The organism is Polynucleobacter sp. JS-Safj-400b-B2, assembly GCF_018881975.1.
Classification (GTDB): Bacteria; Pseudomonadota; Gammaproteobacteria; order Burkholderiales; family Burkholderiaceae; genus Polynucleobacter.
Genome location: NZ_JACVPJ010000010.1, coordinates 21,615 through 47,882, shown reverse-complemented (window position 1 = coordinate 47,882; position 26,268 = coordinate 21,615). Strand labels below are relative to the sequence as shown.

The window sequence follows — 26,268 nt, the reverse complement described above, 5'->3', positions numbered from 1 at the left end:
CCAATTCCTTTCTTACTGCGTCATATTGATGTAGGTATAAAAGCTACCTGTCGATGCGCCAGCCGTATATCCGCAAGGCTGAGTCTGAAGTTGCGCAGCAATATTGCCGGCATTGGCATTAGTGGCTGAGTTTGAACACAATTTCATTGCCTGTTGTAGGACATCATTAGGAACATCGTTAACCTGGGTGTAATAAATCCAATTCATGTTATTTACCGTTGTTGCTACTCTGCCAATTGAGATGACGCTATCGGAGTTAACATTTGGCATTTTGATATTGCCGTTGCCATCTACTGGCTTAGCCTTTAGATAGGGTCCATTCCAACTCGTAGTGGCTGCTACACCACAATAGCTATTAGCTGCAGTCGCTTGAGTGCTATCAAAAAGGACATTTGGCGTCATAGGAAAGCAGCTAATATCTAGAACAGCAATTTCAAGCGCCTTATTCACGTTTTGCATAGATTCATACATGGCTGTGGCTTTAGATTTCGATGAGTTCCAATTAAGGCCGATTACCGTGCTCATAATCGCCACCAACGCCAGTACTGCAATCCACATATACATTTGGGTATTACCCTCTTGTGTTGATGCGGGTACTGTCGATTTGTGCACTGCTAACGAATGCTTAATATGTTGATAGATTTGTCTTAAGTGATTTGTGTATTTCATGGTTGACTCCTATTTAAGGTGTTATTTCATTCGGTTGATGTAAGTAAGCTGCAATTAACTGCCAGCCAGTGCGGTAATGGCTGGAATGACAGACACGTTGAAGGCAAAAATGCCTACAACGAGGGTTTGAGACAAAACATCAAGCATCTTGGCCCAAAATTTGAGAGCGGCTATTTGCCATGCAAGGTCCTCACGCCAAAGCATGACGCTGCGATTCATTTCCTCTTCAAAATCAGTTTGATAGGCAGCAATTAGCGCCGACTCAACCCAGCGTGGCCACATTGCTGCACGCACGGCAACAATATTGTCTCTACCGGCAAGATGTGCCCTTGCCATGCGGTCCAAGCATTGAGCTGTGTTTGGTAGAGATACTGTTTTACGCAGCAGCACACAAATACGCTGCGCAATTTCGCCGGCACCGTATAGCATTGCAAAAGACCCCCATAGAGCCGCATGCTCTCGAAGATCTAAAAATCGCTTAACCACACTAATCCGCTCTACTTGCTTTTGCACAAAGGATGACTTCAGCAGCGCGACTAAGCCCGCTGGAACGGCGAGATAAATAATTGTTGCAATAACAAGATGGTCGTTTAACCACGTAATTGCCGCGTAATATGCCGCAATCCATGAAGGTAATTTGATGTCAAATTGATTGCTAGTTGCGATCTGTACCGGCATGATCAAGAGCACTAAAAAAGGACCTCCAGCAAACCAAACAATAGCTGCTAGAACCTTTGGCATACGAAACAGGCCTTTTAAATCACGTCCCAACTGGAAGCGCTCCTGAGTTTCCCTGGCAAGATCGGCAAAAGCGCTCGCCTTTTGTGCTGAACGAGATTCAATGGCCATAATGACGCTGGCATCTCGTTCTGGTAGTCCCGCAGATAACATAGACTGCCCAAGGCTTACATTAGAGCGTCTTTGGGCATACATGATGGCTGCGGCTGAGCGCATGCGGCCATCAATTAAGTAGTCCTGTGCAGTGCGCAATATTTCCGCCTCATCCATACGCAAAAGCAATCGGCGCGACAATGTTTGATAAAAACGAGCCAGCTCGGGCGGCGAAACGCTACGGGTGCCGCTAATCAATGAATAGATTGCTTGCGATATATTGAGCTTGAGGGCTATTCGCTCTAATCCCATTTTTTTGACGGAATATATAGCGCTGGCGCGTGATTGAGCGTCAATGAGTCCGCTAATACGTTCACGCCTAGTCGGGTGGGTGGCCGTAAAGGTATAAACCAGCTTCATAGGGACACCACCTGCTCAAGATCCACTTCTCCTGCGCCAACCAAATTCAATCCATGGCCATACATTGAATCTTGTGGGGCAATGGCATGTTTTTCTATTTCGGAAAGAGGTGCTCCACCATGAATCATCTGCGCTACCGTCACATCGATATCAAGTAGCTCATAGGTTAGCTTGCGACCTCGGTAGCCAGTCATATGACAATGCGGGCAACCAGGACCGACCCGAAATGGTTTCGAGTCGTTTACCCAGGGGGCTTGCTTTAAGGCGCTCATTGTTGCGCTACGCTCATCAGAGATCTTGCACTGTGGGCATAAAATGCGCAGGAGCGCTAAAGCTAAGATGCCGCATACCGTATCGGCAATTTGGGCATACTCTATTCCCAAATCTTTAAGCCTCGCAATAGCAGAAACAGCTTTATTGTTGTGCATGGTTGTCATGCAAAACACCGCCATATTCGCCATTTGCATGACCAACTTCGCCATTGCTGGCGTACGTGTTTCGCCCGGCACCGCAACGTCGACAGCGTTTCTGAGTAGGCCGGTAGCAATATTAGTTGCGCCCTCCCCCTCGCTAGCATCAGATGGCTGCTGGTACTGCATCCATGTACCCATGGCAAATTCACGTGGGTTATCGATGGTTTGCACACTTCTGGCGATTGGATCTACAAAAGCGCGTAAACAAGCTGTTTGCAGAGTGGATTTACCTGAACCTACCGCCCCCGTGGTAAATAAAATTCCAGCGCGTCGCATCAAATAGGAGGCTAATTTTTCAAGGGTTTTACTATCAATCCCAAGTCTATGCAAGTCAACCTCTTCCGCTTGATTGTCAATAATTCTGGCAACCATGGTGGTGTAGGCCATATCAGTTTCTTCTGGCAAAGTACGAATCAGCTCGACCCGAAAGGCATAGCGATTTGCAAGATCCAAGTTTGCATTGCGTCTTGCTGAATATCTAGAGCCATCAAAATGCAATACCGTTTCAATTGGCCCACGGCGCAATTCTTCGCTTTTGCCTGATTCGTCGATTAAGACATTGATCAAGGCACGATAAACATCCCAGCGCAAAAACATTAAGTCACGATAAATACCATCAATGCGAAGTAAAACTTGCCCTCCTCGACCGGAGGCCATTGGTTGCATGCGTATATCAGAGGCCCCGGCATAGCAAGCATGACGTGCTAGAGCCATTAATACAGCCTCTTTGTGATTGCCAGCTTCGCCATCCTGATCTTTTGCGTCTAACGCTTTTTTATAGGACACATAAGAAATTTCTAGCGCTTGCTTTGTATTGCCAAAGACGCGTCGATATAAATTATTTATAACCCCCTCGCTAGCAACTCTAAATTGACACGTATGTCCTGAAAATGTATGCCTTGCTAAGCTGCGAGCTTGCGTGTCAGAAATCAATACTTCAATGTTCGAACGGCCACTAGAATGGTCGTCCATTACACACAGTGGCATAAAGGTGCTGGGGCCGTCACTGCGTAGCACAATTTGATGTTTTTCAAGGCTAGCCTCATCAAGCAATCTTGCCGCCTCAAACCCATCGATATACTCCATATCATTAAGCTGTGCAATTACTTGAGCTATCTGCTCCATGCTTAAAAAGCCATAATCTTCGGGCCGCATGATGTCCAGCAAACTCTCTCCAGTTTGCCTCGCTCTTGATATTGCCATCAAAATATGAGAATCGCGCAGGCCTTTATTACGCAGCAATTTAACAAGCTCAATTTCGTTTTGGTGAACTTGAGTTAGTAGCCAGTCTGCGACGCCTGCAGGCGGCTCCGGCTGTTTGTTGACCTCGTTATTTAATTCGTGATTCAGCTCAAGAGATTGTCCTTGGGTTAACTTTCCAGCGAAATCAGATGAAATCCTTAAGTCTGAGTTGATTGGGCTAACAACCGCATAAGCGGACTCGGAGTCCATAAGCTCCTCTGAAGACGTCGCATTACTTTCCAGGTCATTAGCGCCCTCTTTGTAAATGAGGTCAGACTGGTCAACAAGTTTGCGCAACGAAAATCGATTCACATTTAGCTCCCAAAAACATCTATTTGTGCATCAAAGTGATCCCCGGAGATCGATAGCTTTCCAACCCCAATGCCTGCTTGAATTAAATCTGCAAAGAACAGGCTTAAATCGTCAGCGCTTTTGTATTGCGCTTTGATATTAATGGTGATAGCACGGATGCCTTCAACGCCTGTTGGGCGGGCCGTAGCTGCCAGAGGGTTATTAATGCCTGGAGCAGCTTGTGCTGGATTTACCTGCGATAGCGTAATAAGATGGTTTGTTGCACTACTTTGTAGGGTTGCTAATGCAACAACCAGAGCAGTATCCAATGGTTCGAGCATCTTTTTGGAAGGCGCCGGGACGGCTTTAGCGCCGTCATCACGCAACATATTAGCGGCGGCCCACTCAATGATTAATGATTTCCATTGCCCCGTTTCTTGCGAAGCCCTGCTTACTTGAGCGTTCAATTGCTCTTGCTGGGCTTGCAAGTCATCGGCACGCTCCTTAAGTTGGGCAACGCCAAAACTAGCGGCGAGTGTAAAGAGGGCTAAGGCGACTAGTACGGGAAGTGGTTTGGTTTTGGCAATCATAATCAATCACAATGTCGGTAAAGGTTGTATCGGAATTTACGGAACGCTTAGTGCATCCGGTCGGAGGAGAACTTTGTAGAGCCGTTCGCGAACGCTCTGACATAAACTCCCCTGGCTTTAGTGGTCTGGGTAGGTAGCTATGCAACACCAGGTGCGCCCTATCAAGATCCATGCTCACATGGCCTCCGCTTTGATAAACTTGTTGAGCAAGGTCAATGGCTTGACCAACATCAATGCTTCCGCCGGAAATAAAGGCGCCAAGTTGCTCATGTACCGTCTGGCTTAACTCTTTGGGCAGTTGAGTTTGCGTCTCACGCAGCTTGCTCAAGTTCGATTCTGTGCTGATAATTCGATACTCGTACCAAGCCATCATCGAAATTAAAGCAAATAAGCAGGCCCCTAAAAAACTACTAGCTCTTTTTAATATGAGTGATATCGGAGCCCCAAAGACTAATTTTTCACTAGGGTATGCGATTGGTAATTTATTCGAAGATAAGGCTGTCATATCGAAAAGAACAACTTGAGCTTCATAATCAAATCCGCCGGCAGTGGTGGTTTGACTTGCATCGGCACGCCTTAGAAAATCTACCAACGTTTCTTGATAAGCGCTGGGCGTTACATTTGGAGTAACGAGAAATCGCATTGATTCAGGGCGATCTGGACGCGATCCAAGATAGTTATCCCCGTCTAGATAATACAAAATCAGGAGCAATTGCAAAGATTCGCTTCCATCTGGCGATGTAGTTGATTGCGGCAATGCAAAGCCAGTAATTAATGGCCTTGTAATTAAGCCGTGATTAAACTCATATTGGGAAAGCAAATGATCAATTAATGCCAAACCTGAAATAATCGGCATGGACGAGTCGATGACTCGATCTAATGCTGTTGCATAAAGTGTTTGTGATTTTTTACGGCTACCATCAACCCCATTGCTGGCAGACTTGTGCATCCAAAAGGATAGTTGGGTTCCATAATCTTCTATGGCACGCTCGCGCAAGTTTATGGCCCGATCTTGACCATCCGCAGCAATTCGATGGTCATCTGCAGAAAACGAGATCAATACACCTTCATTAGGTTCAAAATTGGCCGTTTGGGCTTCTACAGAGCCAGAAATCCCGGAAGACACACCATAAATCTGTGAGCGCTTATCAAAATCCGTTAAAAGCCAAAGCAATTGATTCTCATCGCTTTTACCTTTTGTATTGGGTGAACTTGATTTGTTTCGATTAAATCCATTTCCCTTATTGCGAAAGGCAGCCAACTTCATTGAAAAGAAGTTTTTACTATTGGTTATTTTCACAAAGCCTCTCCTACAAGAACATCAAATGCGGGTGCAGGCAAAACCTGCACATGAATCAAGGTGACATATTCATCAACAGCGCCGGCAATATCAGTGGCGGCAAATAAGGGCCCAATAATTGGTAGACGCGTTAATCCAGGGAGTCCAGTACGAGCGTCAGACGACTTCACGCTTCGGTTTCCGGAGAGAATTACAGTTTTCCCGGATTCGGTTAGGACATTCATTAATGAATGTTTCGTGTCCATTTGGTAAGCGCTAATACCCTGCCCCAGGTTTTGCAAAGCGCCAAGCGTATTGGTAATAGGCATGAGCTGCAACTGCACTAAATTGTTATTCATAATGTGCGGGGTAATTGCGATTGTCATTCCGTCCATCGCATATGCTGCCGAGGCAGATGTTTGTGAAGTTCCTGTAGTGCCCGTTACCGTAGTTGATATTGAGGGCAAATATGGCAACTGCTTAGCCACGGAAATAGTTCCAGTAATGTGGTTGGTGGTTACCACCTTGGGGTCGTTTATTACCCTGGTGCGGGTAAAGGTTTCTAAAGCGCTAACAACTGCAGCAATTGAAGCGGAAGTGTAGGTATATGCCGGCACTGCTGCACCCCCTGTGGCAGTAACAACACCCGTGTTATTAATGCTGATGCCTTTAGTTACGCCACCCGCTTCATTTAGAACTTTATTCCACTTTATCCCTAGCTGAAAATCATCGTTTATCGATACATCAATAATTGCCGTATCGATAATCACATTGCGCATGGCATCTGTTGAAAAATCCTGTAAAAAATCCTGTACCCGTTTTAATGCTTGACCATTACTTCTGACTGTAATTAATCCCTGCTCAGCCAGAACTGAAATCTGAGCGTTTGTACCGGCTATATTGCGTAGATAGCCCTCCAATTGCGTAGTGCTACTCTGCCCCGACTGAGCAGACCCTCCAACCCCACCAGATCCTGGGGACATACCCCCAATACCGCCCGTGGTAGCGCCTGACCCTCCGACTGAGAATGTTGCTGTACTTGGTGGCGCACTTGTGCCACCACCACTGCTAGATGAACCACCGCTGGAGCCTCCACCTCCCGAACTTGAACCGCCGCTATTGGCGGTCACGGAAAAGTTAGCTGCCAAAAGTTTCATTGCCGGCGGAGGGAGTTTAAATGTATATGTAGCCAGCGGAGCAATCGTTACCGAATGATCTTGATCACGAACTACAGCAACATAACCTGCAAGCATTGCCAGAGTGTGGATTGCCTCTTTTGTTGTAGAGCCTGTAATTGCAATATTCATTCGTCGACTGGTATCAACACCATCCAATGTACGAACTACAAACCCCTCTTTTTTTGCAATCCCTTGCAAAATTGAAAACCAACTCCCATTGGGCACTGAAATTGCCAAAGTCTCCTCTGCATCATCCGTAACAATTTCCTTGGTTGGTGAGCTGATGCGATCAACTTTGGTGATCACGGGCCTCTTCTGGGATTTTGCAAATTCAGAGACTTCTTCTTGTGTATTGTCTTTATTTTGCTTTGCGAGAGGCAGGAAGGTGCAGGCGCTTGACAAAAGTCCAGCAGATAGCATAGTTAAAATTAGCTTGCGTGACGATCTTTTAATTACGTGACTCATCTTTGAGCAACCTCCATCTTACGAACTTTTATAGTTATATTTTTGCGCTTACCGTAGTCGCCATCCGAGATGGTTACCTCATCATTAAGCGTTACATTGATAGTGGAGCTAATATTGGCCACATCAATTTCAGGTGTTTCAATAGCATGATCCCCAATCTGTATTTTTTTCATCGATAACAACTTGGATGAGTTGGCATCAAAATCCAAAATCAAGTGGCCTGGAATTGGGGGCGCTTGCTCTTTAAGGGAAATCACAACAGTATCGCCAACGATAATTTTCTGACTCGTCGCACCTTCATGAACAAATCCATCGGAATCAACGGTAGTGGTGATGGCACTTAAATAGTCAATTTGAGTGCCGAACTGCATAGACATAGGGCGTCCGTCAGCCTGGACGGTAAACTGGATCGTATGGTCAACCTTGTCATCGCCCATCAGCACTACGTCGACCACATATTTGTCTTGATTGATATACGGCGAGGACCCATTTGAATCGCCTGCTTGCATTTGAGGCCCAGCATTAACGGTGGAAGCTGCCCCTATAAAAACCAATATAGCTGCGCTAAATCGTAAAAAATGCATCATTATTTTTTTTATGAAAATATTGTTCATTTGGTTTCTTCTATTTATCTATTGTGGGTTGCTCAGCGGAAGCATTTGTAACCAGCACTTTATGATCGGCACTGGAAATCTGAACAGCCAACGCTTTGCCAGTCAGCACTTGACCTAATACTGTTTCAATATCCCCATACTGGGTTGTATCGTCAGAGACAACAAAATCCCGAAGTCTTCCACGTGTTCCCGCCTGCGGCTTCCAAAGTAGCGTCCAACCTTGATCAGAAAGCCAATGATTAAGAGAGCTCGACAGACGATCACCGGGGCGTAGAACAAGAGCTACATCGGGAGGCGAAGCCCTTCCAGATGGGTTGACCTCTGAATTGGCAGTCGTTAGCGGTGCAGGCAAGGTAAGTATTGCCTTGGGTTCTTTCGATGGCTGAGGTACAACAGCTTGTTGAAGGGGCTGAGGAATTACTTTTTCGGAGGCTGGGGGCACATCCAAGATGTCGCTAGGCGATATAGCAGCCACAGCAACTACAATCTCCTGGGTATTTATCGGGACGCGGGCACTCCCATCGGGCAGCATCAATGGTTTTGGACCGCTGGAACAAGCGATCAAATTCATCGTGATTGCCACGATGAAAACGTCACCTTTACGGGGATATGGGAAAGATATCATTTGAAACTCCTGTGTGACGCTCTAACGTCATTCCATAGTTTAGTCGTTTTCCAGAGCTGCGTTGCTAAATATAGGTAAAAAACAACAAGTATTAGATGGACATTGAAAGGGGTATGCAATTCAGAAAAAGGCATGTAGAAAAGAAATGGAGCCCCCAAAACTAGGCATGCCGTAGAAAATCTATTCGACAAGCGATCATCTTGGTAAATTCCAAGAATATAGCCCCCCAAAAGCCAAAAAATAGTGACAGCAATATAGAAATAATTCATAGCAGCATCAATGTTCAAAACTTAACCCCTCTTTCAAAATAGGATCCCAGTAAATTTCTGTCATAACTCGCTTTTTTCCGATCATTTCCCCAGTGGCGTTAAAAAGGGGCACCGCTTTAACGTGCGCGATTACATCAATTGACATCAAAAAAAGCTTTCTAAGAATTTCCATATCATAGGAAGCGGCCTCTTTACTCTCTTTAGCCATAAACACAAATCTAGGAATGGCGGAGGCGCAATTCACGGCATGGTATGAGGTAACTGAACCAGCATGCCCGGAAGTCATGAGTTTTAGAAAATCATAGCTTTCAGAACCGCGTAACTCCGCCAACAGGACCCTATCGGGCTTCATCCTCATGCAGTTGGCAATTAGGTCTGATACAGAGACATCCGCCTGCCCTTGCATTCCCTTTGAATACATCAGGTTGACAAAATTGTCGTGCGGAAGAAAAAGTTCTCGTACATCCTCGATTGATATCAAGCGTTCTTCAAGCGGAATGAGTGAGCATAGTGAACGCATTAAGGCCGTCTTACCGCTACCAGTGTCTCCCACCATAGCCATGGTGAACTTTTGCTTGATACCAAACATTAAAAAATCAGCAATTCTGCCGGTGGACAACAACTCATAAGCTTGACCAATCAATGGGTCATTTTTTGCTTTTAATTTAATTTTTTCAAGGCAATTTTTGCTGGGCGACCATTTAACGCCATTTAATTCGGTGCCAGCAACACCATCATCTTGAATTGCATCCTCAATAAATGCCTGATGGTCAGAGCCGAATCCATCACCAGTTTTCCAAGCCGTATTTTTAAAATAGCCTGATTCCACGTAAGAGGAAACAGGAAAATTATTTATCGACGGTCTACGCACAGAAATTGAAAATTGTTCAGATGCAACTGCCGGAGGCATGACTATTTGAATTCGCTCCCGATTGGGTAGCATGGCACTCATAATTGGGTTTTGCTCTGAAATGCTTTGATTCGTATTTTTTGCTATGGTCTTTGCGAGAGACTTAAGAGCGTTCATATCCAATGAGAACGGCACCTTTCTCCAACCCGTCCTTCCATCAACAAATGCGAGGTTTGGTCCAATAATTGCTAGATCAGTGCAATCATCTTTTAGGTGCTCTACTAAAGGCGAAATTGCGTGATTTATCCAAAGAGAGGCATCAAATCCTGATATCGATTCATTTTTTAGATTAGCAGTCACTGAACAGCCCCGGTAGTCGAATTGGTTTGAGTCGGCAAAGTAGGCTGATTATTTGGATTGGTATTACCGGAGGCTGAATTGTTAAATTGCGGAGTCGCTACACTTGGTGCTGAGGCTCTACTACAAGAGGGCCAACTTCCATGATGGGCTAGAACGTTATAAAGTCTTTGTATTGGGGCAACGCATTCGGAGAGAGCCATTGGCCCAGCTGGATTGGCCATGCACAATGCAACTTGGCATCCCCAATCATCCGCCATGGCCTGCTGGCATAAAAAAATTAGCAAGCTCGCTACTATTCGCTTAATCATGTGAATCTTCTCCTGAAATAATTGTGGGCTGACGAATCATGGGTTCTGGAATATCGGGCATTGCATGAGCGGCATCCCAAATCCAATAGTCCATCGGGTCTTTGATTAACATCTCATGAAGTTCTTGCGAAAAGTTTTCTGGTGGGCTTGCTGGTTGTATGAATAATGCGCAAGCATTTTCGGTGTCAGTAAGCAATACCGATGCCAATGGTTTTTTCTTTGGTAAATTAAAGCGTAAACCTTTAATGAAGTGACGTTTTTGATCATGCACTTTATTTACAAGCGTCCACTCCATAACCCCTTCAATTGGAATCCATCCGGGTGTAGTAAGCATCAGTGAAATTTCCTCGATTTCAGGTGTGAGCGCCTGATTAACGCCGAAAGTAGCTATAGCTATAAGGTGAGCTCCATCTTCAATATGGGCATCCCATAAATCCATACTCGGGGCGAAATGCTTTTGCAATGCCTTGTAAAGGCTTTCCTTCATTTGAAAACCAATATCAGCGTGCTTGATCTTCATCTCAACGCCTAAGCGCGAAGGAGAAAAGGATTTCACTTCGCCAATTAAAAGCATTAGAGAACGTTTTCCATGGATAGATTCTGATATCTTGCTAAATGCAATTCGCCTACTCTCGGCTATTCGCTCCTTCGCATCTTGCGACCAAGACTCTGGGCAATAGAGCAAAGCGCTTAAAGGTTTATTTTTTGCAAGCTTTTGCTCGCATGCCTTTAATAAATAATGGCGGATAAGGCCCCAGTTGCGTTTGCCATCCATTTTTGGAGACCACCGATGAAATTGCGCTTCAGACCAAAGATATTGCAAAGTGCTTAACATCGATAGCTCTGTACCCGGTGATTTGACGGTATCCTTAGACTCATCACTTGGTTCTGGAGGAAGTTTTCCTGGTACTTTGCTTAAAGCGAAACCAAGCTTTAGAGTTGTATTGCCGGTTTCAAGATCCTCTTGTATCGCAGTACCCATAACCTCGCCAATACCAGACAGAATGGCTGGAGCCTCATAGGAGCCGCATGTAATTCCATGGGCGGATCCAGAACCTGGCATGCGCTTAATAATGTAGCGAGCATTTACTCGAGATATATACATCGATGGTGCTGGCGTAATACACATGCAACTAGGTCGCACCTTTTTCTCGTATGCTTTTGCGAGAATATCTTGCCAGCGGGCATCTTCTGGTGAATATGAGGTACCTCCAAATTGATAATTTGGCATCACTTAGCCTTTAATTGATATACGCTAGAAAAATCGACGTCTCTAGCAACGTGGATGGTGATGATTTCGCCCTGGTTGAGGGTTAATCTTGGTGGTATTGAAATGCTGTCTTTAAGTACTTCAGTTGCCATCTGGTTACCAGCATTGGTGGTATTTTGGAAAACAGTTGGTGAAGTTGAATTTCCACCGCGTGTAGACGCGTATGCTATAGAGTCCTGCACCATTGAGAGTAAAAAGGCGGATCCAATGCGTTCGCCCCAGCGCTTATCGAGATCCCCCTCAAGACCACCCCGCCCCAAAGCATCAGCCCCAGGAGAATCTAGCTTGACAGTGACGCCCGTTGGAGTTTTTAGGCGCGACCACAGCACATACAAACGGCTTTGGCCATTTTTCATTGCTATTGCCCCTGACTCACCGTTAAAAGTAGTGCCAGCCTCAGCCAAAACAACTTTTCCATCATCGCTATAAATGTCTTTTGGAGCATGGCATCGTGGCATTGAAGGTAGATCAGAAGCAACTGCAGTATCTAATACGCAACGAATATCAACACCTTGCGCCAATATCAAACTACGATTACCTATCATTGATGCCGTGGCTCTTGGTGTTTGGGCCGAGGTAAGATTCCCACCATAACTACCGCCAGTCGATGGATTGGAGGTGGCACCAGTATTTGTTACATTTGCAACCGAAGATGCCAGGTTAACTCCTGGGGAGTTTGCGTTTGTAGATACAACGCTAGTGTTGGCATGGGTGGCGCCACCATTTGCAGGGCTTGCCCTTCCATCTTGCGCCCCCATGGGCGCATCAAAGCGATTAAGCGGTAACTCGGGTGCAATGGGACGGCCATATGCATCCAATGCGGGCTGGGGTGTTGCTATCGACTGTCCGGGTCCGGGCTGAGCCCCAATGGCCCCAGGACCCGATGCTGTCTTAGCCAAGGGAGCCGGCTGCCCAGCAGGTTGATTCGGACTTGCGGCAGCAGGGGTTGGATTATCTTTTTCAGACTCCACCCCAAGCAAGTGAGTTGAGTCTTTTTGATTGCTGGCACTGCCTACAGAGTTATTGTCGCCAACCACATGCACTGTGCTTGGTAATACGCCAATTTTTTTATTTAAATGCGACTTCCAAACGGTGAGAAAGTAAAACGCAAACCCTCCAACCAAAACTACTATCAAGAAAATAACAAGGCCAAAAGTTTTAGAACGCTTTAGGAAGGCTTTTTTCTTTAAATCTTTCAAGCTTGGGGTAGCTTGCACATGCTCTGCATTACTTATTGAATTCTCTTCGGTGACCGCTGTACTTTCATGCGAAGACAATGGCACGCTCGCATCTTCCAACAAGTCTGCTTCATTATAAAATTGCGAGAATTCAGATCTACCCCCAAGTTGAAAGTTTTCTCCTTTCGGGATCGCATTGAGCTCAGCGGTTGGTGAATCAGGATGCAATCCTCTATTCATAGTGGCTGCTCCTTAGTAATGCGTATTACGCCTGGAACAAGCGTGCCATCGACAGGTGGCAATCCTTCTGGGTCAAAAGCTTCGTTATATATAGCGATAACCTGAGAGCCGTAACGCATCACCCACTGGCGCGCAACTTCATGCAAGACAACGACGTCTCCTTCCATGTGAAAGTTTGTTGTCAGCTCTGATTTATCAGGCATCACCTTAAAGAAAGCGGGTTTTTCACGATTATTTGAAATACGAATATAGGTAAGCCTGCCATCATCCCAGGCCTCGCTTGGAATAATGTCGTCCGAACCTTCGATTTTTTGTAATGTATATCGACGATTACGCTTGTAGTGCAATGGATTATTCAGGCGATCATGCAGCATGCGAGCCTGCTTTTCCGGCGAGAATTCCGGCGAATCATTATGAGAGATTCTTACGCGCCACGTTCCTTTTGACTTTGAGTCATCTGGTAGCACCCTAAGATCTAATGAGTACGCATATAGGTTGGTGATAATCGAAATATTGGTATCAAATGCTGTTGATTTAGCTCTGATAGTTGCATTGTTATCGCCAGCATTCCCAGTCACATACCATCCACTGGAGTCACCTACGTCTATACAGTCATACTTACTGCCACCACAACGCTCAATATGCTCTCCAGGCGCGAACAAAAGAAGAGTGCTAAAACCACGTTTCGCATAGATGGTTACAGGCTCTTCAGCAGTCTCGCCATCGTAGGCTACTTTTAATATTGTTGGAATCTCAGGCTCCCTGAGAATTAGTTTTTTAATAGGCTTAGAAGTCTTAGCGGGAGAGTTTTTTGTCTGGTCAGCACTTTGAATGTCGCCCTCTTCCTTGGTTGATTTACTGGGGGCCGCTCCTGGTGCCTCAGTAACGCTTGGTGTTTTTGAGTTGGCTGCATTGGTGATGGCATACAACTTACTAACGGATTCTTTACGCGCATTAGTTCCATCAGGGTTATTTTGAGCATTAACCACAAAAGAACAAGAAAGCATCCAAGCAACGCCAAAATACATTAATGACCGTTTCATTTTGCAGCTCCGCTCGCATAGTCTGCGGAAACGGCATAACCAGTTACCTTATATCCAAAGGGGTTATCAATAACCCGTTTTTCTTTTACAAAAGTTTTGGGCTGCTCATAGATGTAGCTAAGCGTAGCGACGAAATTTTCAAGCGGCTTATCAATACCATTTTCACGAGTAGTTCTCTCAAAGCGCACTACCGCTTGACCGGGGGAGTCTGGCGGCAAGGTAACTGATTTTATAAAAATACGTTGACTGCTATTTGAACCAAGTCTTTTGGCGCGAGAATTATCGCCATCATATACAAGAGAAAATGTACGCCCTACCTGGTCAGATGAAGTATTTAGGACCCAATCGTAGTCATGCTGTAATAATGTCCATTCATATCGTTCACGGTGGTCAACATACTCCTGAGCCCAATGCTTATCCATCGCCTCCGATAAAACTTCACTCTTAATTCCTGATGGGTCGACCATCTGAGCTACGCCAGTATTTCGGTCAACTGTAAATACAACTGGATTAAATTCATGAAGAGGAGTTTGTACGGCCACGGCCAGCACACATAAGCATGAAAAACTCAATGAGAACCATGTAAATTTCCATGCCCGAGATTCTGACTTTGATAGTAATTCCATATGGTTGCGCTCCCATCCCGCAGCCTCATCGTGCATTGATGATATGGAAATGCGCTTGATTTTTTCCGACGTAATATTGGATTTATCCTGACCTAATGACACACTACACTCCTGTTATTTTTGCTCTAACAAAAAATTATTTAGCTCGCTGGCGACCATAAGCCGCAGCTCTTTGAAATGCATAAGATTTACCCGAAGCCCCTCCTGCTAAAGCTCCAGAGCCTCCTTGACCAATGCTTCCCCCGGGCTTTGGTTTATCTGGTTTAGGCGGCGCAAATACATGGCCAACAATCCCCTTGCCCATTGCATTACCAACCATTGCCCCAAAAAATCCACCACTTGATTGACAGCCCGAAAGACCGCCGGCTATAGAGGGGAGTTTGTATGCGATCGCAGCAAGAATTCCGAATGTAAATAGGATTGCAAAGGCAACCGCTGGAACAGTACCACCCGTTCTAATCAGAAAATCTGCCAAACTTTCTGTAGGAGCGGGCATTATTTTTCCAATAAGGGCTTGCATGAGCGCCATCGCCATCCCCAAAAATCCAAAAACAAAGACATTTGTTATGCCCAGTCTTACAATCGATGATTGCCAGCCATCAAAATATTTTTTTGTGGGCTCAAAAGCCCAGGCAAAGATAAAAAGTGGCCCTACTGCAAAAAATAATTGAAGTTCAATGCGGCAAAATATAACTTCGATTGCCATGATAATTTGAAACAAAACAAGCCCAACTCCAGCAACGAATGCATACAATATTATTGCTAAGGCACCAACCACATTGACCCATGACATTTGATCTAATTGATCTTGAAATCCCTGCATCATGTTGTCACCGGCGTCTGAAAAACAATCAAGCAGTTGATATGGTGAGGATGAGTTGCTCGAACAGAATTGAACCCCAGGCGCAACACTTAACATTACGCTGGAAACCTCTGTTATTGCTGCATTGACCAATGCCATAAGATCAGATTGATAGGCTGATGCGCTTGTTGCTAAGGATAGAATCAAGCCCATCTTGGTAAATCGCCATCCAAATGCCATAATTGGAGACTGCGTTTCCCCTCGCATGGTGGCATAGCCGTATAACGTAACCCACAACGTTGTTAGCGTTATGGAAAGCGGAGCTAAATAAGAGCAAAGAGCTGCCGAAGCAGAGGTCGCATAAGATACGGCCCCGGCTTCAATGGTAGATCCAATTACAGAAAATAATCCCATACTTATTTAGGCGAAACCAGCTGATTGATTCCTTTGGTTCCACCAAAAAATTGCTTAGTAGTGGCTACGCCAGAGAATAATGAGTGGTATGTCCAGGCTCCAGCTATGCCGCCAATCATTAACGCAATAATGATGACGATAATTAATTTTGTATTTTTCATTTATTAAACTTATTTAGTCCAAAATCTCTCGGGGTTTTTGCTGATGCATTAATTCGATGAACTGCTTGAAAGTAGCGGTTGAAAATATTCATTGTGTAACCAGTTGGCTCATACCTTTTTTGCCGCTAAAGAATTTCATGGTCGACTCCGTGCCCTGCTGTTGAATCAATTCAACTTGATTCTTTGCAAGTTGGGTAGCAAGCTGCGCTTGCAGCATAGTGTTTTGCTGGCTAAGAGCCTCGGTCTGGATGCGCGCTTGAAGCTCAGCAATTGCTTTGGGGTCTTGGGTCATATTGATTTGCGCCTGAAGTGCTGCTATTTGCTGACTTTGTAGTTGTGATGTCTGATATGCCTGATTGAACATATCTTGATTTTGATAGTTCACATTAAGACCTGCTTGGCAGTTGCTATAGGCCGTCCCAGTTAAATTTTGGCAGTTATATACCATGCTTTGGTTGCGAGCCATTTGAGCTGCAGGAGAAAGGTTGCCGCTTTTAAGGGCCATATATGTTTGCTGCAAATTGGCAGGGAGCGCATTTGAAAGCAATGGGTTGCTTAGCAAGTTACCAAAACCTCTTGCCCCGGTAAGGACTTGATATTGGCTTTGCAGTTGGTTGTATTGCATTTGCATGGCTTGAAGTTGCTGTTGCCATGCATTTAATTGCTGAATCATATTGGCAAAATTAGCGCCGTCATAAACGGGAATTCCCTGAGCCATCAAACCTGTTGAAAATAAAAATGCGGAAAATATGGGAATAAATTTGGCAACTATCTTTTTCATGCTGTTACTCCAATGCGCTGTTGTGTTAACTTCGATTGATTTTTACGATCTCTTAGGCTCGCTCTAAATACAGGTAGCCATTGGTCAGGGTTATCTCCCACTTCGGCTCGTATCACATCCAGGAGTGCGACATCATCCAAGGAGGCGGATAGGACATCCAGATAGGCATCTAATCCGCCCAGGTCCAAAGTTGCTACTGATGAGGATCCACCCTGCTTTATCAAAAACTGACGGGATGTTTCGCTTAAGGTTGAGATGATGTCAAATTCAGCTTGGGTGACCTTAAAACCATTGATGTAATCTGATCTGTCAGCCTTCGGGTTTGGCAAGTAAATTTGGGTGGGGGTTTGCTCCACAATTGCAGCGGTATGTGATGTTTTGAGAATTTGAGCTGGGCTTTGCGTATCAAAAACACCGAAACCATTTTTAGATCGAATTGTGTATTGCTTTGTGGTTGCAAAGTCAGCAAACCTAGGTAGACCGAGGCGAATCCAAAACTCAGCCATTACATAAATATATCGACGGCCATCAATTAGAGTATCTGCCATAAACAACAACGTATCGGTGATTGGACCCAAAACCTCTGGGTAATCTACTAAATCCGTATCGTCAAAACCATTCCAGCGGTCGCTATAAATGTCAATCTCATTTTGAGGGTTGTCGAGCACCCAGGCTAAATTGCCGCCTGCAGCATGGCACCATTTACGAAGATGCGCACTAATGGAGTCTTCTGAAGTTTCCAATAGCTGCTGATATACAGAAGACAGGCAGCGTAGCCGCATATCCTTGGAACGCATTACCTCGTTAACGGCGCGACTAATGTCGTCATGCTCGGTAGGGGTTATGGTTCTTGGCACAAGCGACTTAACTAAGTCAATTAGAAAGAGAATGGTAGAGGGATTGACGGGTAGATGAAAAGGATTTAACCCGGTTGAAACACCACGCTTGAATACTCTGTAGTTACCCCCATTTAAGCGAATCGCTATCTCAGCGCCACGCTTGTTATCAAAAAACATTACCGTTGGGTAATACTTATCTGCCATTAACAGTAAAAAAACTTCAGTAACCGTTTTTCCGGTACCGGTAGCTCCAATTAAAGTTGTATTGGCAGGCGCCTTCTTATCGTATGACAGCTCATTAAGTGGGGTATAGTGAAAATTGAAATACAACGGTGAGGCATTAGGGGTTTTTAATAATGTAACCGCCTCACCCCAAGGGTTGTTTTGACGCTTGCCAGTATAAAACCCATGAAAGCAACTAAGACCGCAAAAATTTCTATTTGACAGGCTGACGTTTCGAGGTCGAAATCTGAAGTTGCCTGGCATTTGAGAAAGCCATGCAAACTCAGCAGAAATATCAGCCAAAGCAGTTATGAAGCCCGAATCTTTGAGTATCGCATCGGCTTCGGCTATATTTTTTCGCGCCTCGACTGGTGAATTCCCAAAGATTGCTAGGGAGTAGTGATATTCGCCAAAGCTAATGCGACCTGAAATGAGGTCATCTAGTGCGGTTGTTAATTCTTCAATTTGTGAATGTGCGGCATCTTCACTTGAAATCATCCGCCCTTGTTGGGTTTCGATATATTTTTGCGCCGCCGGCTTTGACTTAGCAGTAAAGCTTTGGGTTTCGATAAACTCAAAGTCCGAGTACAGCAATGAGTTTAGCGTACCAGGCTCCGAGTTCATTGGATATTCAAGTAAATCAAGCATTGCCGCGTATCTTGTTTTGCCAGGGCCTTTCAACTCAATCAGCTCGGCATCGCTAGTTATTCGTGCGCTAGCTAAGTAGTTATAGGCCGCACTGCGAAGTACTCGGACCGGCTGCCATGTGCCATCTGTTAAAAATTTATAAAATGAAAAATTCTCAGAAAATAGCTCCCCAGATCTTTCGTAACTACTCAATACCTGGGGGCTATAAGATCGCATATTAGCGATAGTGCGCGACAGAAGGTCCTGCATTACCCGAAGATCCTCCGCCTCTTCTATTCCGATTTGTTCGCCGTCACGAAACGCATTGCCAAATCGTTTAATTTTGCTGCGCAAGCGTGCAGGCTTATAAACAATCGTTAAATAAAATTGATTACTCTTCATCCGGTAGCCGTTAAAGCTGCCGTAATAGGCTTCAGCCATTGACCGTACAAAGTGATTTTCATACTCAGTCGATAGACGGTCGCTAATTTTGCTGCGGATCCGGTGAGACCACAGCGCAACATCACCACCTAAACTTTTTACAAAGTTCGAAAAAGTATTGTGACGATGAAGTATTTCATCGGGATCTTGAGTCTCAAAGGCAATCCCAGCCAGCAACAATGTTGAACAATATGAGCCGTCTCTATTTTTAACAATGGTTGGTTCCACATGGCACGAAAACGGGACAAATTTGCCAATAAACGGATCGTTATTAATTGGATTGGTCATAAGTTTTCTCCAAGGGGAAGCATCCGACTTAGGTAAGCGCTTTTTCGATAATCTATTGGCGAGTATGAAAATAATCCATGGTGGTGGCTTAACTTATCGCGACTAATCCATAAATAAAATGTGGCCCAATATTGGCGACGATGCCACCACAACCGCATTAACTGTATTAAGCGCTGCTCATCTCTTTCCGAAACAATTCGCATCCATACCCAAACAGAGAAACATAGTACAAATGCCACCACTAGCGAGAGAGGGTGAAATGCAGATCCAATAATCCCGATCATAAAAATAGGCACGCAAAAATACATCAACGGCTCCATTGGCGCACCTTTGAGCATTGTGGGTCTAGTACAGCCTTTGAAAATTGGATCCATTTATATTTAGGAGCTCTGTACGTACAATCCAAATGCACCTGCACTTGCAGCAATAAGACCTCCGGCAGCAATGTGCCAAACATCCCCGAAAGTGGCTTTTTGGCCAAGCATTTTGTAACCAACCATCGATGCGGCACCAGTTCCAACGCCGAGACCTGCAGCTGAAATTGCGGTCACTAGTCCAGATGTGTAATTGCCAACCTTGTTAGCAATTACCGGAGATTGGGCATACGAATAAATTGGACTGCAAAGTATATAAATCGTAATTGCTGGAATGATGTCCCCAGTGCGGATTATTAGTTTTTTAAAAGCGTTCATAAAAAGCTCCTTGTGTTGAAGAAATAAAAGTGCGGCATTAAAACTCCTTATTAATAATTAGAGAATGATTTGCAGTCGCGTTCGTATTGCTCATAAGGCACCTGCTTATAAGCTAAGACGCGTAATTTGAATTGAGGAAATGGTTCACCTGGGTGAGGCTTACAGCCTATGCGATTGGCTTCATTTTCAATGCCAGCATCTGTGACATACCAGGGTGCGGCATTGATGTTGGAATCATGGATATTGGCTAGGGCGCTAGTGGGTTTCCCCGCCTTAGCTGATGAGGCGATGATCGAATCTAGGTACCCGATCGTGACCGCTGTTGGATCACCCTGTTTTTGACGTTGGGCGACAGCTGTGTCATAGGCTGCTTTCAGGGCACCAGAAGAAACGCAAACTTGAAGCCAGTAGGAAATCTTTGTGCGATCGCTGGCTGTGATTTTAACTGTCTTGCCCCTGCCCTGCTCCCAAGTTGAAATTAATTCAACGACTGCGTCCAAGTCATTTTGCTCGGCAGCATTTGTCTTTTGGTTTTCAGGGTTGTGGATAACATCATCTGTCGACGTCGACGATAAAGGATGGATCGAGGGATGGTTATGGGTGACAAATTGTCGGGGTGGTGGTGACAAATTGTCTAAATTACGACCGTTTGTCGGGGGTGACAAATTGTCGGGGGTCTCTACAGAATCTGGGTTTCCTGTCGGGGGTGACAAATTGTCGGGGTGAACCTTTGTCGGAGTGTCATTTTGACGGGGTGAACTTTTGTCGGGGTTGTGGATAACTTTTGCACCATCTTGGTGATCATCTTCGTCAACCTCCACCCACTCTTTTCGCTTTAACTCCACCAATCTAGAAAGAAAAATAGTGAAATAAGTTGACCGTCCATAACGTGCTTGGCGAGAAATTAAGCCATCTTCCTCAAGTTTTTTTAGACTTCTTTGTACGGATCTATCCGACAAATTGCACTTGGCAGCAAGGTAAGCAATACTTGGCCAACACTCTTTGCCAAAGTCGTTAGCCTGGTCAGCTAAGGCTATTAATACATACTTTTGGTTATGCTCAATATCGGCATCCCAAACCATTGATTGCACTTTTACACTCATAACGCACCCTCCTCGTGCAGAGCTTTGCGGAGCTCAGGAGTCCATTTCGGGAATCGATCAGGAAGAATTTGGTACCCATGACTCACTGTAGTTTGGCCATTGGGATTGCGAATTGATACGGATCGGTTTTCAATAATTCCTTTTTCTTCTAAGGACGTTAAATGCGCCCCAATCTCTTCGTCAGTGAGGCTTGTATCACTTGCAAGCCGGTCTAGCGGCAGCATTGCTAGGCCTCCATCAGTAGCGGTAAATGCTAAGCGCAGAAGCACAAATTTTTCCCTTGAAGGCAGAGCGCAATCAGAGACTTGTCGATATAGATGTAGACTCATGCGCATACTCCATTTCTTGATTTTTGCTTTACTGGAAGCTGATATAAAAGACTGCAATCGCCAGAGAATGGCTGCGCTACAGGGGTTCGCCCTTGTGGCCAACGATGCTCTATGTAGCAAGCCTTACACCAATTATTAAGACCATCAATGCGGGTAGCTGAGTAAAAGAATTCCAAATCTGATGGCCAATAGTCTCTACATTTGGCGCAACGTTTTTCAATGCACCCATTCGCATCTATGAGCATCTTTCCAGACTTAACGCGGCGTAGCAATACCGCATCCGATAGATATATGGGCGTAGTTTGGATGAAGTTAAATGAAGAGAAGTTACCCATTTAAACCCCCAATCACTCTGGAAGGGGTGGTGGACTCCCATGCTGTGCTAAAAGCACGGCAAGCCTCATTCACAGTTGACGCTGCATTAAATGAGGTTGATTGCCGTGGTCCACCCATGACACATAAGAAGGAGTCCACCATGGAGAAAAATGTACTATTAGCCGCGTTCATATATGCGCTAGCTACCTGCACTGTAACTTTCTGCATCAGCCGCAATTTCACTAAAACGCAGTTACTTAGATTGGCATTCCCAATTAACTTAGTTATCACTACGTTATTGGTAGCATTTGGCCCTGTCGCATACTCGCTTGAAGAATTTACAGCCCTGTATATAGCTGGCACTTTGATGGCGCTTGTATTCATTGATTTTTTACTCATGATTAGATGGCTCTCAGCACGTACTGCTGCTTAAATAAAAATCTAAAATTAGAAATAAAGTGATGCAGACGCAAATGCCAAGTGCGCCTAACGTTGCAGATCTGATGGCATATCGAAGATTTTGTAACATCATTTTTTTATCCATTTGAGCTGACATTCATTGTTAGGGCCAAATAGCCAAGTGGAGACCTGGGGCAGATGGTTCATGTAAATGAGCACCGGGGTTAGTAGCATTGCCAAGAAGAAGGCAAAAACGATTGCCATCTTGATTGTTTCGGCGAGGTTTAGTGTTGAACGATTAAACATGCTCTTCCTTTAGAAATGAGGTTGATTGCCATGTTCGCGCACAAACACTCGGAAGGGAGTCCGCCATGGAAAGTGCATTTGGAATTTGTCTAAAGTTTCCAAAAAATGGGGTGGTTGAGTTTCCTAGGTAGAATTTATTACTCACTTCTTTCCGTGCGACTGCAACCGCAATACGGGAACGGTGAGCAATTTTCAGAACCCTACCTTGATAAGGAAACTCAACCATGGATGGTGGGCATTGAGTTCGCCCTTTCAAGTCGCCATTTGTGGTGATCAGATCCCCTAGGTAGAATTGCTTAACCACTTCTTTCCGTGCGGCTAGAACCGCAATACGGGAACGGTGGCTAATTTCAACCAACACACCTTTGATAGGAGATCTGATCGTGGGCTTTTTTACTGGCATTAATATAGGATTCACATTTATCGGCATAGTCTTGCTTTGCACGACCCTAAGCCTTCTATTAGCTTTGGCCACTAGAGAAGGAATAAAACGATTTTTTCTATATGAATATGAGCCGTTACCTATTTGGGTCGATATTGCCCTTAGCCTCATATCAAGTGGATTCATACTTGGAATTGGCCACTGGTGTGCACCATCACCATGGGGTTGGGAGGTCGTAACAGCATCACCAGCAACTGGATGGCGCGTTTGGCTTGGCCATTTATGGTCAATTGCAATCCTTGTAGGTTTATTAAACATGATTGTGATCACCCTTCTCAATGGCACCATTCGATTGGCTATTGACTGGTTGAGCATCCGATTTTTTGATTAACTTGGTCGCCAATGCATCAGAGCCCGGAATGTCAATTCGGGACTTAGGAAAAAGCGATAAAGCCGCCAGCAAAGCGAGTAGGCAGATCTGAAATGTAACTGCGAAGTGCAAGAAGAGCCATGCAAGTAAGGCGGGTATATATATCCAAGCATTCTCGCTATAACGCATCTCAAGCAAATCCGATAGCCCATCATGCAACGGTATCGATCCCACTATTACAAAAAAGAGGTTGGCCAGCAACAGCAAACTAAAAGCCCGTGGAAATTTAAAAGCATTAGCAAACTGGCTATAGGCGGCCAGCAAAGGTTTTAAATGTTTATGCGCAAGATCTTCTCGCACAAGCTTAGGGGTAATTGCAATTTTGGTTGTCATTTTGAAAACCCCATTGGAATAAACATCGCCCAAAGAGGAAATGTGAAAATAAGTACGTATATATGTATAGGGCTAGTTGGAATATCGAGCAATTGAATCAATCTAAAGTTAATCAGCCACCAGATAGCAATACCTCCAATAAAGCTTAACCATTTCCAACAAAATTCAAGCAATGCATCCTCGGGCACATTGCTTGCATATTGCTTGATAAATCTCTGAGCCAATTCGACCAGCAGATTAAGTGGGACAACTGCGTAAAGCAGGAGAACTGTTATCAACAAAGGGTCTAACTTTGCAAAGAATTGAAGCGCGACCGCAAGCGCATAAAAGAGCATTTCTTCAACACAAAAGGTAATGGCCCAATACTGCCTTTTTGGATTAATGATCATTTCGAGCACCCCATGATGAATTTGGCGTTGCCAAGCCGTCTTTCACCTTCGAATGACACTGACGAATCACCATTTGTGGTGATCAGATCTCCTAGGTAGAATTGCTTAACCACTTCTTTCCGCGCGGCAGGAACCGCAATACGGGAACGGTGGCTAATTTCTCTCAACACTCCCTTTTTAGGAGATCTGATCGTGGACAGCACTACGGAATTTGCATTCGGAGTCATATTAGCCTCGGTACTCATGTATCTCACCCGAGAATCTATTAATCGCTGGAAAAATCGAAACATACCCATTTACCGTACGATTCACGGCGGAACTTTTGGGGGCTACCAAAGGGTTGCATTTCATATTCATCCAAAACGACGGGCCAATAAGTTCATACGATTGACCTGTCCTGGCTATTTGATGATTAGAGAACGTGATTTTGGTCATAGTGATTTCTCTCCAGAATTGGAGATTGACTGCTTAACGCTGGACTCATCAGATATTGATCGAATGTGGCCAGAAGAAGTGCTATTTAAATCAATTTCTTCTCCGCCGGCACCTTTAATTCCAGTATTTACATCACGTGAATCGTATTCACCAATGTAATGCGGCAGTCGCCTAAAGACTGCGAGAAGTTTGAGTACTGCAGCATCATCAAATTGGTCCTCACCAAGATCTTGATTTTTAGTCTGAAGGCCTAGGCCTCCAAGAGCAATCTGCGTAAGACTTAACTTGTGCGATATATCACACCGCTTTATATATCGCAGACAAAACACCCCGGCTCCCATAAGGGCAATCTCAAATAAAAAGATGATGGCCATACCATGGGATAAATAAAACACAATCCAATCCAAAATTGAGGCTGGTGACAGTGCTGCAGCAATCATGACTTGGCCTCCTCGTGAATTGGCTTCATAGCTTGGCAACAGGTTTGTCCAATGACAACGGTTGCACTACCTGATTTGAGCACTTCATTAGTTAAGCGAATAACTGGGCGATAAGTGTATGAAAAAAGAAGATTGATCCAGAAGTTGATTTGCAAGATGGCGCCAAGCTGCCATGCCAATGCCAGCACCGGGAGAATCATTGCTACAAGAATAATTTCAAGCGCAATCGCCTGGTTGCTAGAGAGCATCAGTTTGAGATCTTGATTCTTAAAAACGCATAGCAAAATTGAAAAGGACATTATCAAAATGCCGCAGATAGATGCCCAATTCATATACTTAGTTTTCCAGTAATCCATTGGCGACAATGCGTATCGATACGCAAATACTGCGGCTATTAAGCCAACAACAGCCATGCTTATGAGGGTATAAAAAACAATAATGGAAGGAATCATAAAAATACCCTCATCTCTCTATAAATGGCGGCGTAATCCCGTACTATGCTTTTGTCATGGCAAGCCTCATCCGCAGTAGACATCGCATTGAATGAGGTTGATTGCCATGCTTCGAAACAAACGCTCGGAAAGGAGTCGGCCGTGGACAGTACCTTTCGAATTTGGCTGGATTTCCCAAAAAATGGGGTGCAAGGTGGGCATTGAGTCCGCCCTTTCAAATCGCCATTTGTGGTGATCAGATCTCCTAGGTAGAATTGCTTACCCACTTCTTTCCGGGCGGCTACAACCGCACAGCGGGAACGGTGGGTAATTACACCAAAAACACCTTTGATAGGAGATCTGATCGTGGACAACTTTTTTGTACTTTGGCTATATTTATCCATTCCATCGGCGATAATTGCGGTATGGGCAGTGCTTGCGTATAGTGGATATTTTTTCGAGGTGCAATCCAATAGGTCATTGGAGCGTATTGCCGACCATCCGTTTCCAACAATAATTGCGCTCTTGGTTATCTCCCACTTCTTTTCATTTTTTGTCTTGTGCTTATTCAATACTCCATATTGGCGATCAGATAGCCCATATGGATGGCACGATCTATCCCCGGTGGTGATAGCAATGCATGACCAATTCGGATCGCTGCTCTTGTCCAGCTCCATAGCCGGTGCAGCATTTGCGATCCTAGGATTAGCGGTCTTGCTAAAGCGCGAATACGTCATTTGATTGGAAGTTACGCTGATAGAGCCTGGACGGGCGACCACTCTAACGGCCGCCCTCCTCTTAGCGCTACCCCTGTTCTCCAAATAAGATGTGTGACGATGGGAATTGGGCCCCACCATAAAAATAGGTGTATTTGATATACTGCGGGTA

General features: G+C 44.9%; 29 protein-coding genes. 2 read left to right on the top strand and 27 right to left on the bottom strand.

Annotated elements, in window-relative coordinates:
• Positions 1-12: 12 nt before the first annotated feature.
• The 22 genes from ICN48_RS10715 to ICN48_RS10610 form a co-directional block, all read right to left on the bottom strand.
• Positions 13-669 carry a hypothetical protein gene (locus ICN48_RS10715; RefSeq protein ID WP_216153682.1) on the bottom strand — a complete coding sequence of 219 codons (657 nt, stop codon included), beginning with the start codon at positions 667-669 and terminating at the stop codon, positions 13-15.
• Positions 670-723: 54 nt separating this feature from the next.
• A complete protein-coding gene (locus ICN48_RS10710; RefSeq protein WP_216153681.1) occupies positions 724-1,920 on the bottom strand; it encodes a type II secretion system F family protein in 1,197 nt (398 codons plus the stop codon).
• The gene (locus ICN48_RS14110) at positions 1,917-3,947 is read right to left on the bottom strand and encodes an ATPase, T2SS/T4P/T4SS family (protein ID WP_216153680.1); all 2,031 of its coding nucleotides are present in this window, start codon (positions 3,945-3,947) and stop codon (positions 1,917-1,919) included. The genes ICN48_RS10710 and ICN48_RS14110 overlap by 4 nt, the downstream gene beginning before the upstream one ends.
• A 2-nt stretch (positions 3,948-3,949) precedes the next feature.
• Positions 3,950-4,516, bottom strand: a complete 567-nt coding sequence (locus ICN48_RS10700; protein ID WP_216153679.1) for a hypothetical protein — start codon at positions 4,514-4,516, stop codon at positions 3,950-3,952.
• Entirely contained in the window at positions 4,452-5,816 is a 1,365-nt protein-coding gene (locus ICN48_RS10695; protein ID WP_216153678.1) for a hypothetical protein, read from the bottom strand. The genes ICN48_RS10700 and ICN48_RS10695 overlap by 65 nt, the downstream gene beginning before the upstream one ends.
• Complete coding sequence (locus tag ICN48_RS10690; RefSeq protein WP_216153677.1) at positions 5,813-7,438, bottom strand: type II secretion system protein GspD; 1,626 nt, start codon at positions 7,436-7,438, stop codon at positions 5,813-5,815. Before ICN48_RS10690 ends, ICN48_RS10695 begins: the two co-directional genes overlap by 4 nt.
• Positions 7,435-8,025: a hypothetical protein gene (locus tag ICN48_RS10685; RefSeq protein WP_216153676.1), complete on the bottom strand. Its 591-nt coding sequence runs from the start codon at positions 8,023-8,025 to the stop codon at positions 7,435-7,437. The genes ICN48_RS10690 and ICN48_RS10685 overlap by 4 nt, the downstream gene beginning before the upstream one ends.
• A gap of 37 nt (positions 8,026-8,062) precedes the next feature.
• Positions 8,063-8,677 carry a TcpQ domain-containing protein gene (locus ICN48_RS10680; protein WP_216153675.1) on the bottom strand — a complete coding sequence of 205 codons (615 nt, stop codon included), beginning with the start codon at positions 8,675-8,677 and terminating at the stop codon, positions 8,063-8,065.
• A 276-nt stretch (positions 8,678-8,953) separates the two neighbouring features.
• The gene (locus tag ICN48_RS10675) at positions 8,954-10,156 is read right to left on the bottom strand and encodes an ATPase, T2SS/T4P/T4SS family (RefSeq protein WP_216153674.1); all 1,203 of its coding nucleotides are present in this window, start codon (positions 10,154-10,156) and stop codon (positions 8,954-8,956) included.
• Between the two features lie 300 nt (positions 10,157-10,456).
• A complete protein-coding gene (locus ICN48_RS10670) occupies positions 10,457-11,695 on the bottom strand; it encodes a DUF1173 family protein (protein WP_216153673.1) in 1,239 nt (412 codons plus the stop codon).
• Positions 11,695-13,152, bottom strand: coding sequence for a TrbI/VirB10 family protein (locus ICN48_RS10665; RefSeq protein ID WP_216153672.1), 1,458 nt, complete (start codon positions 13,150-13,152; stop codon positions 11,695-11,697). The genes ICN48_RS10670 and ICN48_RS10665 overlap by 1 nt, the downstream gene beginning before the upstream one ends.
• The gene (locus tag ICN48_RS10660) at positions 13,149-14,195 is read right to left on the bottom strand and encodes a TrbG/VirB9 family P-type conjugative transfer protein (protein WP_216153671.1); all 1,047 of its coding nucleotides are present in this window, start codon (positions 14,193-14,195) and stop codon (positions 13,149-13,151) included. Before ICN48_RS10660 ends, ICN48_RS10665 begins: the two co-directional genes overlap by 4 nt.
• Entirely contained in the window at positions 14,192-14,923 is a 732-nt protein-coding gene (locus ICN48_RS10655; RefSeq protein WP_216153670.1) for a type IV secretion system protein, read from the bottom strand. The genes ICN48_RS10660 and ICN48_RS10655 overlap by 4 nt, the downstream gene beginning before the upstream one ends.
• 34 nt (positions 14,924-14,957) lie before the next feature.
• Positions 14,958-16,037 carry a type IV secretion system protein gene (locus ICN48_RS10650; protein WP_216153669.1) on the bottom strand — a complete coding sequence of 360 codons (1,080 nt, stop codon included), beginning with the start codon at positions 16,035-16,037 and terminating at the stop codon, positions 14,958-14,960.
• 2 nt (positions 16,038-16,039) lie between these two features.
• On the bottom strand, positions 16,040-16,198 hold the full coding sequence (locus tag ICN48_RS10645; protein ID WP_216153668.1) for a hypothetical protein: 159 nt from the start codon (positions 16,196-16,198) through the stop codon (positions 16,040-16,042).
• Positions 16,199-16,286: 88 nt separating this feature from the next.
• Positions 16,287-16,979 (bottom strand): type IV secretion system protein, encoded by a 693-nt coding sequence (locus tag ICN48_RS10640; protein WP_216153667.1) that lies wholly within the window; start codon positions 16,977-16,979, stop codon positions 16,287-16,289.
• Positions 16,976-19,396 (bottom strand): VirB4 family type IV secretion/conjugal transfer ATPase, encoded by a 2,421-nt coding sequence (locus ICN48_RS10635; RefSeq protein WP_216153666.1) that lies wholly within the window; start codon positions 19,394-19,396, stop codon positions 16,976-16,978. Before ICN48_RS10635 ends, ICN48_RS10640 begins: the two co-directional genes overlap by 4 nt.
• Positions 19,393-19,770, bottom strand: coding sequence for a VirB3 family type IV secretion system protein (locus ICN48_RS14105; RefSeq protein WP_216153665.1), 378 nt, complete (start codon positions 19,768-19,770; stop codon positions 19,393-19,395). The genes ICN48_RS10635 and ICN48_RS14105 overlap by 4 nt, the downstream gene beginning before the upstream one ends.
• 6 nt (positions 19,771-19,776) lie before the next feature.
• On the bottom strand, positions 19,777-20,088 hold the full coding sequence (locus ICN48_RS10625; RefSeq protein WP_216153664.1) for a hypothetical protein: 312 nt from the start codon (positions 20,086-20,088) through the stop codon (positions 19,777-19,779).
• Positions 20,089-20,138: 50 nt separating this feature from the next.
• Positions 20,139-21,191, bottom strand: a complete 1,053-nt coding sequence (locus ICN48_RS10620; protein WP_216153663.1) for a helix-turn-helix domain-containing protein — start codon at positions 21,189-21,191, stop codon at positions 20,139-20,141.
• The gene (locus ICN48_RS10615) at positions 21,188-21,520 is read right to left on the bottom strand and encodes a hypothetical protein (RefSeq protein WP_216153662.1); all 333 of its coding nucleotides are present in this window, start codon (positions 21,518-21,520) and stop codon (positions 21,188-21,190) included. The genes ICN48_RS10620 and ICN48_RS10615 overlap by 4 nt, the downstream gene beginning before the upstream one ends.
• Positions 21,517-21,855, bottom strand: coding sequence for a hypothetical protein (locus ICN48_RS10610; protein WP_216153661.1), 339 nt, complete (start codon positions 21,853-21,855; stop codon positions 21,517-21,519). Before ICN48_RS10610 ends, ICN48_RS10615 begins: the two co-directional genes overlap by 4 nt.
• Between ICN48_RS10610 and ICN48_RS10605 the strand changes: the two genes are divergently transcribed.
• Positions 21,837-22,268, top strand: a complete 432-nt coding sequence (locus tag ICN48_RS10605) for a hypothetical protein (protein WP_216153660.1) — start codon at positions 21,837-21,839, stop codon at positions 22,266-22,268. The two genes, ICN48_RS10610 and ICN48_RS10605, sit on opposite strands and share 19 nt — an antisense overlap.
• 264 nt (positions 22,269-22,532) lie before the next feature.
• Here ICN48_RS10605 and ICN48_RS10600 read toward each other — a convergent pair whose 3' ends face one another.
• From ICN48_RS10600 to ICN48_RS10580, 5 genes are all read right to left on the bottom strand, one after another.
• Complete coding sequence (locus ICN48_RS10600; protein WP_216153659.1) at positions 22,533-23,240, bottom strand: hypothetical protein; 708 nt, start codon at positions 23,238-23,240, stop codon at positions 22,533-22,535.
• Positions 23,233-23,685: a hypothetical protein gene (locus tag ICN48_RS10595; protein WP_216153658.1), complete on the bottom strand. Its 453-nt coding sequence runs from the start codon at positions 23,683-23,685 to the stop codon at positions 23,233-23,235. Before ICN48_RS10595 ends, ICN48_RS10600 begins: the two co-directional genes overlap by 8 nt.
• Complete coding sequence (locus tag ICN48_RS10590) at positions 23,682-24,074, bottom strand: hypothetical protein (protein WP_216153657.1); 393 nt, start codon at positions 24,072-24,074, stop codon at positions 23,682-23,684. Before ICN48_RS10590 ends, ICN48_RS10595 begins: the two co-directional genes overlap by 4 nt.
• 431 nt (positions 24,075-24,505) lie before the next feature.
• Entirely contained in the window at positions 24,506-24,949 is a 444-nt protein-coding gene (locus tag ICN48_RS10585; RefSeq protein ID WP_216153656.1) for a hypothetical protein, read from the bottom strand.
• Positions 24,946-25,401 carry a hypothetical protein gene (locus tag ICN48_RS10580; RefSeq protein ID WP_216153655.1) on the bottom strand — a complete coding sequence of 152 codons (456 nt, stop codon included), beginning with the start codon at positions 25,399-25,401 and terminating at the stop codon, positions 24,946-24,948. The genes ICN48_RS10585 and ICN48_RS10580 overlap by 4 nt, the downstream gene beginning before the upstream one ends.
• A 345-nt stretch (positions 25,402-25,746) precedes the next feature.
• On the opposite strand from ICN48_RS10580, the gene ICN48_RS10575 reads away from it, so the two are divergent.
• The gene (locus ICN48_RS10575) at positions 25,747-26,121 is read left to right on the top strand and encodes a hypothetical protein (protein WP_216153654.1); all 375 of its coding nucleotides are present in this window, start codon (positions 25,747-25,749) and stop codon (positions 26,119-26,121) included.
• Positions 26,122-26,268 lie beyond the last annotated feature (147 nt).

Bases quoted from the DNA above. Each gene is read 5' to 3' on its own strand.
- ICN48_RS10715 (WP_216153682.1), bottom strand. From the start codon at position 669: ATGAAATACACAAATCACTTAAGACAAATCTATCAACATATTAAGCAT.
- ICN48_RS10710 (WP_216153681.1), bottom strand. From the start codon at position 1,920: ATGAAGCTGGTTTATACCTTTACGGCCACCCACCCGACTAGGCGTGAA.
- ICN48_RS10700 (WP_216153679.1), bottom strand. From the start codon at position 4,516: ATGATTGCCAAAACCAAACCACTTCCCGTACTAGTCGCCTTAGCCCTC.
- ICN48_RS10690 (WP_216153677.1), bottom strand. From the start codon at position 7,438: ATGAGTCACGTAATTAAAAGATCGTCACGCAAGCTAATTTTAACTATG.
- ICN48_RS10685 (WP_216153676.1), bottom strand. From the start codon at position 8,025: ATGATGCATTTTTTACGATTTAGCGCAGCTATATTGGTTTTTATAGGG.
- ICN48_RS10680 (WP_216153675.1), bottom strand. From the start codon at position 8,677: ATGATATCTTTCCCATATCCCCGTAAAGGTGACGTTTTCATCGTGGCA.
- ICN48_RS10670 (WP_216153673.1), bottom strand. From the start codon at position 11,695: ATGCCAAATTATCAATTTGGAGGTACCTCATATTCACCAGAAGATGCC.
- ICN48_RS10665 (WP_216153672.1), bottom strand. From the start codon at position 13,152: ATGAATAGAGGATTGCATCCTGATTCACCAACCGCTGAGCTCAATGCG.
- ICN48_RS10660 (WP_216153671.1), bottom strand. From the start codon at position 14,195: ATGAAACGGTCATTAATGTATTTTGGCGTTGCTTGGATGCTTTCTTGT.
- ICN48_RS10650 (WP_216153669.1), bottom strand. From the start codon at position 16,037: ATGGGATTATTTTCTGTAATTGGATCTACCATTGAAGCCGGGGCCGTA.
- ICN48_RS10645 (WP_216153668.1), bottom strand. From the start codon at position 16,198: ATGAAAAATACAAAATTAATTATCGTCATCATTATTGCGTTAATGATT.
- ICN48_RS10640 (WP_216153667.1), bottom strand. From the start codon at position 16,979: ATGAAAAAGATAGTTGCCAAATTTATTCCCATATTTTCCGCATTTTTA.
- ICN48_RS10635 (WP_216153666.1), bottom strand. From the start codon at position 19,396: ATGACCAATCCAATTAATAACGATCCGTTTATTGGCAAATTTGTCCCG.
- ICN48_RS14105 (WP_216153665.1), bottom strand. From the start codon at position 19,770: ATGGATCCAATTTTCAAAGGCTGTACTAGACCCACAATGCTCAAAGGT.
- ICN48_RS10625 (WP_216153664.1), bottom strand. From the start codon at position 20,088: ATGAACGCTTTTAAAAAACTAATAATCCGCACTGGGGACATCATTCCA.
- ICN48_RS10620 (WP_216153663.1), bottom strand. From the start codon at position 21,191: ATGAGTGTAAAAGTGCAATCAATGGTTTGGGATGCCGATATTGAGCAT.
- ICN48_RS10615 (WP_216153662.1), bottom strand. From the start codon at position 21,520: ATGAGTCTACATCTATATCGACAAGTCTCTGATTGCGCTCTGCCTTCA.
- ICN48_RS10605 (WP_216153660.1), top strand. From the start codon at position 21,837: ATGAAGAGAAGTTACCCATTTAAACCCCCAATCACTCTGGAAGGGGTG.
- ICN48_RS10610 (WP_216153661.1), bottom strand. From the start codon at position 21,855: ATGGGTAACTTCTCTTCATTTAACTTCATCCAAACTACGCCCATATAT.
- ICN48_RS10600 (WP_216153659.1), bottom strand. From the start codon at position 23,240: ATGTTTAATAAACCTACAAGGATTGCAATTGACCATAAATGGCCAAGC.
- ICN48_RS10595 (WP_216153658.1), bottom strand. From the start codon at position 23,685: ATGACAACCAAAATTGCAATTACCCCTAAGCTTGTGCGAGAAGATCTT.
- ICN48_RS10590 (WP_216153657.1), bottom strand. From the start codon at position 24,074: ATGATCATTAATCCAAAAAGGCAGTATTGGGCCATTACCTTTTGTGTT.
- ICN48_RS10585 (WP_216153656.1), bottom strand. From the start codon at position 24,949: ATGATTGCTGCAGCACTGTCACCAGCCTCAATTTTGGATTGGATTGTG.
- ICN48_RS10580 (WP_216153655.1), bottom strand. From the start codon at position 25,401: ATGATTCCTTCCATTATTGTTTTTTATACCCTCATAAGCATGGCTGTT.